General features: G+C 57.6%; 9 protein-coding genes. 6 read left to right on the top strand and 3 right to left on the bottom strand.

Annotated elements, in window-relative coordinates:
• The 4 genes from UC35_RS14855 to UC35_RS23160 all read left to right on the top strand — a co-directional run bounded on the left by UC35_RS14855 (position 1) and on the right by UC35_RS23160 (position 5,430).
• Positions 1-2,364 carry an McrB family protein gene (locus UC35_RS14855; protein WP_061501000.1) on the top strand — a complete coding sequence of 788 codons (2,364 nt, stop codon included), beginning with the start codon at positions 1-3 and terminating at the stop codon, positions 2,362-2,364.
• Positions 2,365-2,366: 2 nt separating this feature from the next.
• Positions 2,367-3,671 (top strand): McrC family protein, encoded by a 1,305-nt coding sequence (locus tag UC35_RS14860; RefSeq protein ID WP_061501002.1) that lies wholly within the window; start codon positions 2,367-2,369, stop codon positions 3,669-3,671.
• Between the two features lie 162 nt (positions 3,672-3,833).
• Positions 3,834-4,397, top strand: a complete 564-nt coding sequence (locus UC35_RS23155; protein WP_082793582.1) for an NUDIX hydrolase — start codon at positions 3,834-3,836, stop codon at positions 4,395-4,397.
• 682 nt (positions 4,398-5,079) lie between these two features.
• Positions 5,080-5,430, top strand: a complete 351-nt coding sequence (locus tag UC35_RS23160; RefSeq protein WP_082793583.1) for an H-NS family nucleoid-associated regulatory protein — start codon at positions 5,080-5,082, stop codon at positions 5,428-5,430.
• Positions 5,431-5,521: 91 nt separating this feature from the next.
• On the opposite strand, the gene UC35_RS23635 is transcribed toward UC35_RS23160, so the two are convergent.
• Positions 5,522-6,355, bottom strand: a complete 834-nt coding sequence (locus UC35_RS23635) for a DUF2971 domain-containing protein (protein ID WP_145979467.1) — start codon at positions 6,353-6,355, stop codon at positions 5,522-5,524.
• 248 nt (positions 6,356-6,603) lie between these two features.
• On the opposite strand from UC35_RS23635, the gene UC35_RS23640 reads away from it, so the two are divergent.
• Positions 6,604-8,073, top strand: coding sequence for an MvaI/BcnI family restriction endonuclease (locus UC35_RS23640; protein ID WP_145979468.1), 1,470 nt, complete (start codon positions 6,604-6,606; stop codon positions 8,071-8,073).
• 574 nt (positions 8,074-8,647) lie between these two features.
• Here the strand turns inward: UC35_RS23640 and UC35_RS14880 are convergent.
• Both UC35_RS14880 and UC35_RS23645 read right to left on the bottom strand, forming a co-directional pair.
• On the bottom strand, positions 8,648-9,529 hold the full coding sequence (locus UC35_RS14880) for a hypothetical protein (RefSeq protein WP_145979469.1): 882 nt from the start codon (positions 9,527-9,529) through the stop codon (positions 8,648-8,650).
• A gap of 640 nt (positions 9,530-10,169) precedes the next feature.
• Complete coding sequence (locus tag UC35_RS23645) at positions 10,170-10,523, bottom strand: hypothetical protein (RefSeq protein WP_145979470.1); 354 nt, start codon at positions 10,521-10,523, stop codon at positions 10,170-10,172.
• Between the two features lie 512 nt (positions 10,524-11,035).
• Here UC35_RS23645 and UC35_RS23165 point away from each other — a divergent pair.
• Positions 11,036-15,778, top strand: a complete 4,743-nt coding sequence (locus UC35_RS23165; RefSeq protein WP_145979471.1) for a DEAD/DEAH box helicase — start codon at positions 11,036-11,038, stop codon at positions 15,776-15,778.
• The last annotated feature ends 303 nt before the right edge of the window (positions 15,779-16,081 follow it).

The raw sequence follows: 16,081 nt of genomic DNA on the forward strand, positions 1-16,081 counted from the left end.
ATGAGCCGATACACCGACCTGCAGATCGAGCCGATTCTTGACGCCGTGGACCGCTGGAAGGTGCGATGCATCGTCGAACAGCAGGCTCTTCTGCAGGACGGTGAGCTGTGGACTCCTGCAAATTTCGGGATCCTCAAAGACCTGTTCATTGATCATCCGGATTTCGGTAAGGACGGGTTCCTGAAGAAGCTGGGCAACCAACTGGAAGGTGCCAAGCCGGAGATCCCGCTTTTGGCTACTGAGATCGCATGGCTCATGTACCTGTTCCCCAGAAAGACCATGTCGCCCAAAGGCAAACTGGCGAATCTTCAGACGATCGCAGACATCGGGGCGATTAAATTGCCCGCGAGCCATTGGGCCCTTCAGACACCAGTGCTGACCGGGATTGGAAGTACTGGCGCTTTCTACAGTACCGGGTTCTGGATTGAGTTCTCGTACGCGATCCTTTTCCTGCTCGAACTGGTGAACCTTCCCCGAGGGGAACGCGAAACTCTCATGCAGCCTGGCGCTGACTTTGAGGGTTGGCTGGATTCGCTTCAACTGATCGCAAAGCTACCTGGTGGGCCGGCTCTCAACGCGCAGAACCGGCAGTTCCGGCACGTCTTCCTGTATCTGCTACAGCCAGATCGGTACGAACGGATTAGCTCGACGCAGCAGAAGAAGGACGTCGTGAATTCCATCGCACCCACTCTGGGGCTCAATCCGGATCTGTCGTCCGCCGCCACTGTGGACAAGGAGCTGGCACGGATTCGCGCTGAGCTCGAAAAGAAGTTCGGGCATCCGATCGACTTCTATCTAGATCCCGTGAAGTCACTCTGGCAAACGGGTGAGGAGCAGGAGACCGTCACCACAACGACACCCGTGAACACAATGAGCCTCGCAGAGACGCCGTCACATTGGCTGGTTGGCGCTTATTGGGACGGCACCGACATGACGGATGCGTTCGTCAGTGAAGGCCGGTGGGAAAACGGCTACAGGGACCGGATGTTAGAGCAGGTCAAGTCTGTCCGAGCAGGTGATCGCATTGCCATAAAGAGCGCATACGTGCAAAAGAACGGGCTGCCATTCCCAAACGGCGGTAAGCCTGTCTCCTGCATGCTGATCAAGGCGAGGGGAGTCGTCACTGAAAACGCGGAGGACGGGCGCAATCTGAAGGTCGATTGGGAATCCGGATTCACGCCGAAGGTGATCTACCACTACACCTACCGGAATACGATCAGCAGAATTGATGACGACAAGTATCCGCAGGTTGTGTCGTGGGTCTTTCAAGACGTCGATCAGCCAAACCTTGGAGTGCTGGGCGGCGAGAGTGTGACCGATGAACTGGCGGCCAGCTTTGGTCCAGGGCCGAGGAATGTCATCTTCTACGGGCCACCTGGCACGGGCAAGACGTGGACTCTTCTTCAGTCCATCCTGCCCGTCTATACCGACGAGCCGGACGGTCGGCGCTACGAATTGGTCACCTTTCATCCTAGTCTCTCTTACGAAGACTTCATCGAGGGCTTCCGACCAGTTCAGGTGCGGAGTGAGGATGCGAGCCTAACGGGAGGTGGTCGGCTGGAGGTAAGGCCGCAAGACGGACCGCTCAAGCGGATCTGCGAGCGGGCGAAAGATGATCCTGTCAACCGCTATGCGCTTGTGATCGATGAGATCAATCGCGGAAACATTGCAAAGGTTTTCGGCGAGCTCATCACGCTCATCGAGCCGGACAAACGGCTTCAGTTTGACGAAAGTGGTCGCCGCATCGGAGGAGTCGAGGTGCGCTTGCCATATTCAAGAGATCCCTTCGGAGTGCCCTCAAACCTCGACATCTACGGGACGATGAACACGTCCGATCGGTCGATTGCGCTGGTCGATATCGCCCTTCGCAGACGATTCATTTTCCGTGAGATCGGCCCGACAGCGTCCGCTATCGCCGGGCAAAACGGCGATGGTCGGATTGAGGCTGATGACGGTGGCGACAACATCGACCTTCGCAGACTCATGCGCGTCATCAATGCGCGGCTTTGCGTTCTCCGCGGACGCGACGCCGCCATAGGCCATGCTTACTTCACCCCGATCGCCGACTTCGAAGGCCTGCGGGCGGTATTCAGAGATCGAATCGTGCCGCTTCTGCAGGAGCACTTTTATGAGGATTGGACGGGCATCGCGGCGATTCTGAGTGCGAAAGACGGGACGTCAAAGTTCGTCATCCGAGCCGCCCCCGATATCCAGAAGCTATTTGGCCCGAAGTCGGAGGTGACTGAGAACGGCGAAGAAATAGTCCTGTACCGGACTGCCGATATCAGCAGTCTTTCTGCTCAGGATTTTCGAGACCTCTATGAGGGCATCTCAGAGGCTGACCTGGCTGCTGCAGAAGCGTAGCCATGGATCGTGGCAGAGTGATCGTGGTGAGGGAGTATGGACACATCGCCATCGGCGAGGTGCCCGGAGCCTCTCAGATCACGGCGGCAGAGGCGGAGACCATCCTGCGAATCTGCCGAGATGCAGGGAAGCCGATTGCGCTGAGGGGGCACCGGCGGCTTGTCTTTGCGAACTGGTGTGGAGTCGTTCAGGCCGGCGGTTTGACCATTGAAGTGCTGCCCAAGATAGCAGAGGACGATGCGTATGACCGCGGCACGCTGCTGCGAATGTTAGCTGTCGCGCACGACTTCCCTTTGCAGCGGCTCGAACAGGCGAAGCTGGATCAGCAGCGGCACACGCTCCTGCAATGGGTAGTCCGGTGGTTTTGCGATGAGCTCTTTGAGCAGCTCCATCGCGGGATACTCCGCCAGTACGTCGAGATTTCCGAACTTATCCCGACCATCCGAGGCAAATGGCGGCCGGAACGTGACGCCTTGCGCACTTTCATGGTGGACGCACGCTTTGACTGCCAATTCGACGACCTGACAGTCGACAACCGCTTGAACCGGATTCTTAAGGCAGCGCTTGCTGTGGCCAGCCGACTGCCCTTGAGCAAAGAGCTCTCGCGGGACGTCGCTTCGCTTCTCGCAGTGTTCACGGACGTGGGGCACCTGGACCGGCGAGCGGCGGCGCTTCAGAAGCTAGAAGTGAATCGTCTCACTGCCCACTTTGGGCCCTCCCTCATGATTGCGCGATGGATCTTGGGGAGTGACTCTCCCGGACTCCGTAGCGGCAATACTAGGGGATTCGCGCTTGTCTTCGAGATGAACTTGCTCTTCCAGGCATTCGTCGGGAGGCTGCTGAGAAAAGTGCTGCCGGCAGGTCTCCGCCTCAGGCAAGAAGCTCCACAGCTCTATCTCGCAACAGACCAAGAGCAAACCCCGGCGTTTCTCATGAAGCCTGACTTCACTGTGCTTCGAGCATCAGAGGTCGTCTGTCTCGCAGACACGAAGTGGAAGCAACTTGACGGCAAAGGCCGGCGGCGTGGCATTCAGCAGAGCGACGTTTATCAGCTCCACACCTACTCGCAGGCATACGCCAGCCTACACGTTGGACTCTGGTACCCATTCAGCTCAAAGCTGGAGGGGGTTGATCGCCCCACATACAACTTTCTGCGCCTTGGAAAAAGCCCAACAGGCGCGTGCCTTCGAGTGGACTGGATTGATCTGGGCGTCGACCTTCCCCCAACTGCATGGGTCGCCGAGCTTGAGACGCAGGTCGCTGCTGCACTAGAAATGCTCGGCGTTGTTGCCCAGCCGGTGGGCTGACGTCTTGCCTGGCGGCCATACTCTGTTTCAGCTGTGAGAATACCGGGGCGAGCACTTGGACGAATTCGTGATGGAGTAGGAGTCTTGAAGACACAGGTACACCCAAAGAGAGACGACGAGGGCCAGCTGGTTTTCCTTCATGAACCGTCCCAGCCGTCAAGCATGACCGCATGGAGCGATCATGGGACGACCGCCACCGTGACCCCGGGCGGGCCAATGCCAGTTGCTGTTTCAGGCCTGCAGATCACCAGCTGGCAGGATCAGCCGGCCAGTTCCCTCGGCTGGGAGGCACTGGCTGCATCGAACCCTTTTTCGGAGCCCCCATTTAACGTTCCTCAGGGAAAACATCCGGCCGCGGGCGCGGTGATTCTCGAGACGGACGGTAGGGTTTGGATGGTCTCGCCGTCCAACGGCTTTGGCGGTTACACGAACACATTTCCCAAAGGACGGGTAGAACAAGGCCTGTCGATGAAGGCGTCAGCCATCAAGGAAGCGGCTGAAGAAACCGGGCTCAAGGTCGAACTTACCGGATTTTTGTGCGATGTGCCGCGCTCGACAACGCACACACGCTACTTCGCTGCGCGGCGTGTTGGTGGTAATCCGGCGGACATGGGTTGGGAGACGCAGGCTGTGCACTTGGTACCGCGACCGTTGCTTCCACAAATGGCGGCCAATTCGAATGACAAGCTCATATTGGTGGCGATTTCGTCCTTCCAAATGGGCTGACAAGTACAGGCAAGTACAACAATGTGGATTTTTCTTCCCCGTAGCTTTCTAAGCGTAGTTTGTAAGCCGGACGACACGGACACACTAACTGTGCGAGCCCGGATCAAGGGCGACATCGAGGCGGTGTTCCCCAACGCGAAAGTGGAGGAGAACAGGGGGACCGACTACAGATACCGGGCCAAGGTTTCGCGGACTCTGGTTGCGCAGGCGCTATACGACCAGGCCATGAAGCTAGACTGGCCCAACTTCAAGGGGGCAGTGAAGAACCGTGCCCGCCACGACGTATATATGGACGTATGGGATGTGATGTACCGAAGCCAAGGATCCTTTGACGGCAGCTAGCGAACAGACGCATCGAGTGCGCCTGAAGCCCGTTGGAGAAGAACTGTGAATGGGGCGCCGTTTCTCATGCAATTGGAGAAGATGCGCGGCCGCCAAGGACGCTTGTCTATGAGCCGCCCATACTCGCGGATGACGCGCTCCACGAGGCTGGCCCCGCGTCCCAACCGTTGCCTCGATGCGCTTGCATCGGCCAAAAGGTCGAAATGATGCCGACTAGAACGCCTCTGCCGGCAAGGGACAAGAATTGGCGCTTAACGCATTCGATCGGTCAGAGCCGAATTGATGGGCTGCTGCGTCGGACAAGTGGTGGTCTAATGGCAGCCATTGAATGGGAGAGTCCATGGCAACTTATCTTGAACTTCAAAAGCAAATTGTGGAACTCCAGCGGGAGGCAGATGCGCTGAAAGCCAAAGAGCGCAAAGGCGTCATTGCACGGATGAAAGAGGCCATCGCCGCATATGGAATTACGGCGGCCGAGCTAGGCCTTATTTCTGCCCGCGCCAGGAAGGCTGCGACCCCCAGTCGCAAGTCCAGAGCGGGGCGCACTTCCGTCAAGCGGAACGGAAACAGCGTGGCCTATGCCGATTCCAATGGGAACACGTGGGGAGGGCGAGGAAAGCGGCCCAATTGGCTGAGGGAAGCTCTTGCGAATGGGGCGAAGTTGGAGGACTTCACGGCCTCTAAGAAGTAGTCCGTCCCCCGTCAGGTGCGCGCAGCGCCGCCGGTCAGCCGGGAGATCGATCGCGTCCGCCGCTGATCCCAGGCTCCGGCTAGAGGAATAGTCAAAGGGCGGCTGCTAAGTCATCTGCGATTAGATCGATGGCGTACGCATCGCGCACCCTCACTGCCCGATAGACCGGGACAGCTATTCCCGCAACGGCAAGTGCTTTTTGGAGTTCCCTTCGCTTTTCCCGAGGCATCCTCTCCCCGATGATCACGGATTTCACTGCTGCGGCCGGATAGCTGAGCAGCGGCGGCTCGACTGTTGTGGCGCGGGTGCTTCCTACGAGTCGAATCTCCTCTTCATGTTGAAAGTGCCGGGGTCGTGTTGCGATCATGTCTTGGCGCATGGCGTCAAGATCGCCGAGGCACTCTTCTCCATGATCTTGGATCGCCTGACGTTCATCCTCCGGAAAGTCACAAATCTGCTCTCGGCAGCACTGTTCCTGTTGTTCCAGGAGCAGATGCAGGAACCTGTCCCAAAGAGGTGGCCTATCCGCATAGGAGACTTCATAGATCTCAAATGACATCCCCTCTGCAGCTTGAAGTTTTTCCTGGTCAAATTCGATGCAGTACCCGGTCAGTCCGTCTCCCTCGCTAGCCCAGAGCGGAAGATTCGTCGGTGATTTGAAGAACCTGCATTTCCATGTGCGATCGTCGGGTGCGAGGGACGCGAGGTTCTGTTCGTCATCCTCAAAATAGGGAAAATTCCCATCAATGTCGATCCCATAAGCCAACGTCGCACGCAAGTGCCGGGCCGGCTCCTTTATGCGGTCTGGATACCCGGATACCTCCTCATGCCAACCGTCTATTGACGTCTGCAGCGGCTCCCAAGTGAGCTGCAACGCCCGAAGACGGGCCAAGCTTTCCTTAGTCACAGCAAAGTACTTGACCAACTCTTGTCCTCCAATTCTCCGGAGTCTAAGCTCAACGATGGCCAGGGCCCAGTGCGTACTTTCGCTAGTGTCGCTATGGAATCACTGCTGCCCCGGCCGCCAAACCGGCCTTTCCGCTTAAGCAATAGCTCTGCGGTACGCTACTGGGGTCTTTGGCTGTCCTTCGCGGCATTTGATGGCCGCTGGTTGGTGGTCAAAACCGAGGGGATCCCTCGCTTGCTAGATGTTGATGAACTTACGGAGGGGTTTTGGATACTAGAAAGAAAAGAATTGGCTTCGAGCACATCGCAGGCAATCTGAATTCAATTCGCGAAAAACTGACCGTGCTGAATGTAGATGCAGCAGCGATAAAGGAGCTAACACCAAATGCAAATGAAAAGAATCAAATTCGACTGTCTCGAGACTACGACTCGCTGAACCAACTATTCGAACTGGAAATAGCAACAAGAAACGCCAGCGAAAGTCGGAAGAGGAAAGCCAGTGGCGAGAGGATCAGGGAGGCGAAGTTCAAACACTTTTATTGGGTCAAGGCAGACTTGACGTTAGTCGCGGTCGATAGCGTCAAGGCTATCTACTACCCGCAATACCCGGAGGTGCGACTCTCGGCTTTGTGCACTAGTGGCCGAGAGTTTCCCAATTCTCTTTCTCGAGAGTTTGTGAAATCAGACTCAAGTAGGAAGCGACTCCTCATTCTGGGAAGGAGGCCAGACGGCGCATGCTTAGCGCTTGTTGTCCTGGATCCGACGCCGGCCCTGTTGCAAGAAGTACGAAGGCTACCGCCTTTGGGCGCCGCACGCGCTACGAAGCTGCTTGAAGTAGAGCACTCGGTGAGCGTTGGCGTTGGGGTGCAGCTCGCTGCTGTGATGGGTAGATGGTTGCCAGGATGCCGACTAAAGGCTGTTGGCAAGACGGTCCCATTTTCAGGGACACAGGTCTGCGGATACACGCTTGAACACGCTCTTGGGATTGTGTCAAACGCTGACAAAAGCGGCGATTTAATGGGTATTGAGCTAAAGACTCATACAAAGTCAAAAGTTTCCCTGATGACTGCAGAGCCTGACTTCGGCATCTATGCCGAGAGCTTCAAAACATTCATGAAGAAGTATGGAAGTCAAAAGACGGATGGTGAGTACCGATTGTCGGGGGGGCAGCACAAGTGCAATAGGAAGAACTCGAGTACGGGTCTCACTCTCAGAATTGTTGAATACCGTCTGAAATCTGGCGCGAAAGGAAAAGAGTGGATCTTGGGAAGTGATGGCCAGCGGAAGCGGTTTGAGTACACAAGGTCTGGGGAACCGATTGTCGACATCGACTCGATCGAGGTGATATTGGAGGATACTTCTGGTCAGGTTGCTGCCGGTTGGAGCCTTGGTCGGCTCATGAACAACTGGGGGGCAAAACACAACGAGGCTGTCTACATACCCGCAGAGCGACGCGACAATGATGATGAAGTTCAGTGGGCACAAGGCTTCGTCTACGAGGTGAAGTTCAAACCCAAAGTGAGCTGGTGCCGGAAATCGTCTGCGCGTCGTCTGTTAAATGCGATAAGCGACGGGGTGATCTTTCTTGACCCTGGCTCCAAGTTTGTGGAAGGTCAGCCTGCAAGGCGGCGCAGCCAATGGAGAATGGGAAATCTGAAGAAGGGACTTAGCCAGCTCTACGACAAAGTCATGGACATCGACCTTTCAGAGTCCAGCTTCAAACTGGCACTGAGGTGAGTCATTTGAGAACTCGGGGAGAGCCTTTCGAGCGGCCCGGCCGACAGTGGAAGTGCGAGCCGTCACGCTGCTGTCGAAGTGGCTCAGTCCGTTGATTTCTCGGGTTGGGTCACCAACGCGCCTTCGCGCTTCCAGCTTAGCGCGGTGCAGGATCTCGAGTTTGGTGGCCACGCAGCGGTTGTAGGCACTCGGGCCGTTCATGCGGCGGTCATAGTCACATGGAGGTGGTCAGCTAGAGGTAAGGCTCGGACCGCTCAAGCGCCGGGAGTGCCTCCAGCTGCGCCACAAGTGCAGGTGAAGGATCTGCCAGTCGACTTGGGGTCCTTGCTTTTTGCCTCCGACGCAAGTGCGCTTAGCATCCCGCGGATGTCATCGAGACTCTCTGCGAAATGCTCGAACTCCGTCTCCTTGCTCATCTCCAGCCCTCCTCGTCGGCGCCCACTTCAAGGGCATGACCTTTAACCGGGGGTTCAACGAGGGTTTTGGCGCTTAAACCCCCGGGGACGGGGAAGTCAGGACCGGTTTGGCGGAGGCGGACTCCGCCGTGGGGGTCAGCCAGCGATGGCGCCGCTCCTCACGTTCCAGCCGACTCGGGAAACAGGGGCAGCTCCAGGCGCTCAAATCTGCCTTCCGGAATCACCAGTTGATAGCGGACGTTCTTGTCCCATGCGCCCGAATCGTCAGCGTTTGTGAAAGTGGTCCGGTCGAAGTCGTCGTCTCCGTTCACAGTGAGCAGCAGCAGCGTTTGAGCGTGCCTGGCCTGCAGATGTTCATCTAGGAGATCTTGAGGCTGCGTTTTGCCATGGAGCCAGACAACGTAGTGGTATTTGATGCCCGCCTCATTGCAGAGCCGTACGGTCGTTAAGTGTGAGCCATCCAGACCAATCCCGCGGCCGGGAAGCCGGCGCCAATCTGAGTCACTCCTGAACGCGTTCCTGACGTCGTCCCGCGAATTCGCCTCCTGCGGCAGTTTCTCCCACAGCTTCTTGTACTGCTTGATTATTGATTGATTTTTGCTGATTCGAATGTGTTCCCACGCATCATTGCCTGAGGTCATGTCCTTGCGCTTGAACTCGACGACTGCAAGCCCGGCGGGGAATTCACATACCCCATCTAGATCGGTGAGCTTGAAGCCGCTGAAATTCATGAAGCACCGCGTGAGAAAGAGCCTTCGCAAGTCGGCGCACGGAACGTTGCCGAGAAGATCTGACAGGGGGGAGGGAATATCCAACGCGGCTCGATTTGAGAGGCGCTGATTGATGGCTTTCTCAATCTGGATGTTTATGGAGCGCGCATCGTCAGTGTCACTTCGCGTCCCGAGCCGCGTGCCACAACTGACTAGCTCCTGGACTCGCCAGGTGGTGACTGGTAGAGCGTCGGAGTCCCAAGTCAGAGACGGCCGAAGCAAGAAAAACTTGGAGTTGGTGTGTTTGGACAGACCAAGGACGAACTTCACGTTCGTCCAACGCCTGGAACGTTCAGCTGCTTCACTCGACTGATCGGTGGTCTGTCGAGCATCCGAAACCTTGAACCAAAAATGTCTGTGGCTTTCTTGATCCCAGGCTCTCATCCAGCCAAACGACATGGGGCGAGGCAAGCCTAAGCACGGCGAGAACCGAAGAACGCATTCGAAGTGGAGGTCCGTCGCGAGGCTTGGCAGTCGCTGAGAGAATTGATCGGTCTTCGTGTCCTTGGACTCGCCAGCGATCACCCACTCGGCTTTGTGTATCCAGTCTATGTACCTTTGGCAGCACTCAATCATCTTGTTCTTCTCGGAAATCCTGCCGAGGCGCTCCTGAATGCCCGGCGATTATGGGTCGCGTGCTTCGGCGCAGCCAAGTCCGGCGCCCTCAGCCGGTGGAAACTGCAGGATCAATTTTCTCCGTCGTCGGCCGCCCAGCTCCATTGGCGCCTCTGGCTTTGATAATCCGGGGTCTCTCGACCCAGTGAAATGAGATCATCAGCTTATCTCATCATGTTGAGCCTCAGCTGCGATTTGGGGTTGGATCAAGAGGCCGGCAGCGAATTGTGCAGCGTGCGAACGCACTGGGCTCAGATCATGCTGATGGCGCTCAACTTGCTTCCACCGATCTAAACTAGAAGCGCGCCTTCTCAGGGTTTCTCGCGGCCCAGTCAACTCCGTAGGAATAAGCTCCGGCAGCATACGCACGACGGGTAGCATCGTTCAAGCGCCATTGAGCCTCGTAAAGCAAAGTTTCAACGCGTTTTAGCTCCCTGTCATTCTCGTTGCGGCCGAACAGAAGGATGCGCAAACCCGAGAAAAGCCCGGACCTCATGCGCAGCGTTTTGAGTCTCTGCTCAAGTTCGCTGACTTCGGCGGAGATGTTTGCCACTTCAGAGGACGCCCGCACAGCCGTTTCGCCAGCCTTAGCTTTGTGCCACTGATACCAGCGTTGTGATTCACGCTTTCCACGCTTTTTCTTGGCCATGGTCACTCCAAATTGATGCGAGTCTCATGACGGCGGAGGAGGAGGCCCCATGATGATGGGCTATCAAGTGTAGAACGTGTCAAGGTCAATCGTCCACACAACGCCCGCAATGATCAGCTCTGTTGGGTGCAGCTCGAAGTTGACCTGCCGTTGAGCTTCAGTGCCGCTGCCATGCATGTTTCTTGGAAGAGCAGAATTTGAAGAGGGCCGCGGCGACCTGGCAGGCCTAGCCTCCGCGTTCAACCAGCGCGACGTGCCTCACAACTCAGTTTTGGGCGCAATATTGCAGAGCAGTGATCCATAGCGCAGGGTGTCGGGTAGTCCGGTGCGCCATGCAGGAGAGAGGAGCCTGAGACCCATGAAACAGTCCCCGGAATCCAAAAGCGGAACAACGCTTTGCCACCATTGACCGGACAGCCGCGGCGCGCCGATACTCGATTCAATCTATCCCGGAAGCAGGCCTCGATCATCCAATGATCAAAAACCAAAAAGGCAGTCCTCACCTCTAACGCTTGAAGCGAACCCAATCGTCATCTTCGCTGTATCCCATGATGGCAACAGTCACGGCATTCCTTGAACAGCTTGTTCAGAACCGCCTAAGGTCCTATGCGGCAGAACCGGGCCTTTTGCGGGAGCATTACGGAATCGAGCAGAGCGTGTTGGCGGGTGGGTACGGGTATAGGCAAGTCCTAGAGCTTGTGCAGAACGGAGCCGACGCAATTCTGGAGGCTTACGAGAACGGATCGCCACTATCAGAAGGAAACAGGGTTCGCGTCCTCCTTCGAAATCAGACTCTGTACGTGGCGAACACTGGTGCGCCACTCAGTCACGACGGGCTGGACGCGTTGCTCCGATCGCACTCCTCGCCGAAGCGTGGCATTCAGATCGGCAGATTTGGTCTCGGGTTCAAGTCCCTTCTTCGCCTCGAAGGGCAAATTGACATCTTCATGCGTTCCGGGGACGCAATCCGGTTTGACCCCGCGAGATGCCGGTCGGAGCTTATTCAAAGATTCGGAGTTGAGGAGGCTCCCGGGCTTCGCTTGGCGTGGGCACTTCCCTCACAGGCGAAAGCCGAAGATGAAGTAGTAAGCAGCGAACTTGACTGGGCTGAAACGATCATCCGGGCGCCGGTCAAGGATCCTCTTATCGTTCAACACCTGCGGAAGGAGATAGCCGAATTTCCGGCGGAGTTCCTGCTGTTCTTCCCTGTAGCTACTGACTTGGAACTCGACATAGATGGAGCGATCCGGGTGCTTCGGGTGTCCAAGGATGGGCCGGAGCAGGTGCTTTGGGACGGCGCCGAAGCGACGCGGTGGCGTGTCTTGCGCGATGAGGTTCATATCACCGATCCCGCAGCCCGTATGGACGCGACGCACATCCACATGCGGGAGAGAGTGCCGGTCGCCTGGGCTGTGCCCGTGAGTGTGCGGAGGGAGGAGAGCGGCAGATTCTGGGCGTTTTTCCCTACACGAACACCCACATATCTGCCTGGCATTCTCAATGCACCGTGGAAACTCAATAGCGACAGGAATGCGATCATCGGCGGCGAATGGAATTCGGCCCTGATGAGAGAGGCTGCAACTCTTGTTGCCGCAGTCCTACCGTCTTTCAGGAGCAGCGAGGATCCCGCTCAACATCTGGATGCCTTTCCGCGCCAGCTGGAAAGAAGGGACGAGGACGCGGCGCCGCTCGTCGAAGCGGTCTGGCGCGCAATCAGCCAGGCTCCGATCATTCCAGACGGCAACGGGACATTACGCCGAGCCATGGAGCTCTGGCGCCCTCCTCGTGATTCGTTGCCCTTGGCCGAACGCTGGAGTGAACTCGCACCAGTCGGCCAGAGGGCTGACTACTGCCATTTCAAGTGCCTGGAAAGACCGAGGGCGAGCAGACTCGCTGTGCTGGCGGACAGACTTCAAAGCGGGGCGGACTGGAACACGGGCACAGGGCCAAAACTGCAGCAACGCGATGCGAGTGACTGGTTCCGCAGCGTCCGGTCTGAGGGGGGAGAAGCTGCAAGAGGCGTTCTGCTGCTGGCCGAAGACTACGCTAGGGATTGCAGGCCGCAGGAATGGGAAGCTGTCCGTCCAAATCTGGACATCATTCCTGTTGAAGGTGGCGGCACGGTGCGCCCCGCCATAGCCCTGCTCTGTCCGCCTGGTGCAGCCGTGCCGGGCAGGAAGGTGGTTTCGCAGGACATTGCACAGGACACAAAGCTGCATGACATCCTGAAAAATGTAATGCTTGTCGGAGGGCCGTCGGATGACCTCTGGCGGCAGACTCTCTTCGAGTCATTGAATCAGACCCGATGGGGAGGCCCCACAGCCGACAGGGCATGGCGTACTTTCTGGGAACGACTCAGGCATGTTCCCAAGAGTGTCGCCCGCGACTTCCTGATCACCAACCCGATATGCGTTCTCAGGTCTGATGGAGCCTGGGTACTACCCACGTCGGTACTTCTGCCTGGCGCCATCATCCGCGTCGATGAAGAAGACAGCAATAGGCGACTTTTGCTGGATTCTGAATTCCATGCCGCCGACGGAGTGCTGCTCGAGATACTCAAGATCTCTGATCAACCGTCGGGCGAGATCGAAGGGCAGCAGATCAAGACGGTGCTTCCCACTGAATGGCTGAACTGGTGCCGCGATGAGTACAAGAAGAGGCAGCAGAACGCCGCACTGCGAGAATACCTGCAGCCGTTACAGCCGAAGCTGCCTGCGGGAATGCAGTTGCTGCAGCACCTGCAAGGGCGGGCGAATGTGCGCCTGACAGATCTTCTGCTCCGAAGGCTTTCCGATCCGGCGCTGACTATGGTGACGTTCGGCCATCGGACCGCCGGCAAAAAATATCCGACCATGGAGCTGCCGCACCCGGTATTGCATATCCTGGCCACATACGGGCACGTGGAATTTGGAGGACGAATTGTCTCTCTGGCTGCGTTGCTCTCAAGGCGGGGCGTGAGTGTCTTGGCGAAATTGGAGTGTTGGCGAGCTGCCGGGCCATTTCTGCTGCACGTGACAGGGGCAGTTCCCGAAACCCGTATCCCGGAGCCGGGGGAGCTGCACGCTCTTTGGGCAGCTGCCATCGCCGAACTCTGGAACGAGCTTGAACAGAGCGCAGATGGGACCACCGAGCTTTGGGTGGCTGCGGCAGCGGACGGCTTTGTCCCCGGGCAGTTCGTTGTCCACGGGCGGGTGTTTTCGATCTCCGAGGTGTTCGTCACATCATCTCGGGACCTCGCACGGCACGCCCGCGCCGACGATCACCTGACCATCGTTGTTCCGGAAGGGGTGCTGAAGCTCTGGTTGATTGCGGGCGCACAAGACCTGAGCGCCACAATTCGGCCTCACTGGACGATGACGAGCGGCCCAGATGTGCCGGTGGCCACTGTTTTCCCTGAGCTCGCCGCATTTCTGACAGTGGAGGCCGGGCAGGTTGCCCGGTGTCGCACGGTATCGGAACTGCTGCTTGAAGTCAGAGGCACTCATGTGCCAATCCCGTGCATCTATTGGGATGGCGAGTTCCTTTTCGATGGAGAGCAGTTGCGAGTCCTGTCACACGGGGCGCGACTGGCTGCCGTCATCAATGAGATCTATCAGGCTGGCTGGCTGTCGATAACAGCGGACGAGGCGGTGCGGCGAGCAAACCTTGAGAGAGTGCAGCAGACCCGGAACAGGGTTGCAGAGTGCAGCAGCCTGGCGGAGAAGCTTGTTGCTCTGGTTGGAGATCGGAGGGAACGCCTGCTGGAGGCGCTTGGCGAGCACGCTTCGCTTCCAGCATTCAGCCAGGCTACCAACCTCGAGCTTGCCGAAGCGACCATAGCCTTTCACGGCCCCTCGGTCCTGTCCGCGCTATCAGCAGCCCTTGACGCTGAGGGGTTGGATCCGCCAAGAAGGTGGAGTTCGGCTGAAGCACGAGCATTCGTCGAGTCGATCGGCTTTCCGCCGGAGTTCGCTGCCTCTCCGAACGCAAGGCGGGATCCGGAGGAGATTGTGGTCGGCCCGTTCGATCTCGCGCCGCTGCATGACTTCCAGCAGGAGGTCTTCGAGGGGCTGCAGGAGCTCTGCGGCAGCAAATCGATGCGGCGGCGCGCAGTAGTGAGCCTCCCTACCGGGGGCGGCAAAACCCGCGTGACAGTGGAGGCTGCCGTCCGCCTCGTGCTGGCGCCCCCAGGTCACGCCCGATGTGTAATCTGGATCGCCCAGACCGACGAGCTCTGCGAGCAGGCATTTCAGGCCTTCAGGCAGGTGTGGAGGAATGCAGGTGCCGAAAACACGCCGCTTCGACTAATTCGCCTATGGGGCGGAAATCCCACGCCTTTCCTGCAGGAGCTTGACCGTCCGGTGGCCGTGGTGAGCTCCATTCAGACCTTGAACACGAGGCTTGCCACAGACAGGCTTGATTGGTTGAAGGCCTGCGCGCTGGTCGTCATGGATGAATGTCATCACGCCATCACAGCGTCCTATACCAATGTGCTCAGATGGCTGGAAGTGATGCAGCGGTCAGACCAGATCATCCAACAGGAACCTGTGGTGATAGGACTGAGTGCAACCCCATTCCGGACTGATGATGACGAAAGTGCCCGACTTGCACGTCGCTTCGAGAGTCGTTGGCTTCCTCAGGATCAGGAGGATCTGCATGCCAGGCTACAGATGCAGGGCGTACTTGCCAGAATTGTCTACGAGCCGCTGAAGTCCGGTGCATCCCTGTCTCAAGAGGAGCTCGAAAAACTATCCCGCATTCGGGAGCCGTGGGAGGGTCTCGAGTTTGAAAACATCCTCGAACAGATCAATCAGCGCTTGGGGTTGGACAAGAGCAGAAATGAAACGCTGCTCAATTTCGTGAAAGACTGTCACGCCACCGCCATCCTGTTCTTCGCGAACTCCGTGCACCACGCCGAAGAGATGGCAATTCGATTGAGTCTTCTTGGGATTCGAGCCGCAGCCGTCAGTGGACGCACTCCGGCGGCCGCCCGCCGCTACTTTCTTGAACGGTTCCAATCGGGCGAAATCCGCGTGCTTTGCAATCAGAGCGTGCTGGCCACAGGCTTTGATGCACCTCGAACGGATATGGTTCTGATTGCGCGCCAGGTGTTCAGTCCAGTCCGCTTCATGCAGATGGTGGGCCGAGGACTGCGGGGTGAAAAGAATGGGGGGACCGCCGAGTGTCGGCTGGTCACGGTGCTAGACAACCTGGGCCGATTCCAGGATAAGCACCCCTATGATTTCTGCAAGCGATACTTTGAAGCGACACCTTGACGACGCCATGCTTCGGATTTGAACCTCCTTTCAGGCCACGGCGTTGATTTCCGCGGCAATGCCACTTGATCAGGCGGAATCCCATCGCATCGGCAGCTAGAGCGAGGTGCGGCCTCAGGAAAAAGGAAGCAGCCTTTTTTAGGCAGGCGGAGCACGTTCTGGCGGCGCCGTCCACCCTCTCGTCAACACCTGGGCCTCCTCTTAGACGGCTTTCACCAATTGCCTATTCCGGCGACCATCGTTAGGATGTTCCGCGACTCAGCGCTCTTGCGCTGATGACGAGGGAACGGGCTCGCGCCCAGT

It is taken from the genome of Ramlibacter tataouinensis (assembly GCF_001580455.1).
Classification (GTDB): Bacteria; Pseudomonadota; Gammaproteobacteria; order Burkholderiales; family Burkholderiaceae_C; genus Ramlibacter; species Ramlibacter tataouinensis_B.

Bases quoted from the DNA above. Each gene is read 5' to 3' on its own strand.
- UC35_RS14855 (WP_061501000.1), top strand. From the start codon at position 1: ATGAGCCGATACACCGACCTGCAGATCGAGCCGATTCTTGACGCCGTG.
- UC35_RS14860 (WP_061501002.1), top strand. From the start codon at position 2,367: ATGGATCGTGGCAGAGTGATCGTGGTGAGGGAGTATGGACACATCGCC.
- UC35_RS23155 (WP_082793582.1), top strand. From the start codon at position 3,834: ATGACCGCATGGAGCGATCATGGGACGACCGCCACCGTGACCCCGGGC.
- UC35_RS23160 (WP_082793583.1), top strand. From the start codon at position 5,080: ATGGCAACTTATCTTGAACTTCAAAAGCAAATTGTGGAACTCCAGCGG.
- UC35_RS23645 (WP_145979470.1), bottom strand. From the start codon at position 10,523: ATGGCCAAGAAAAAGCGTGGAAAGCGTGAATCACAACGCTGGTATCAG.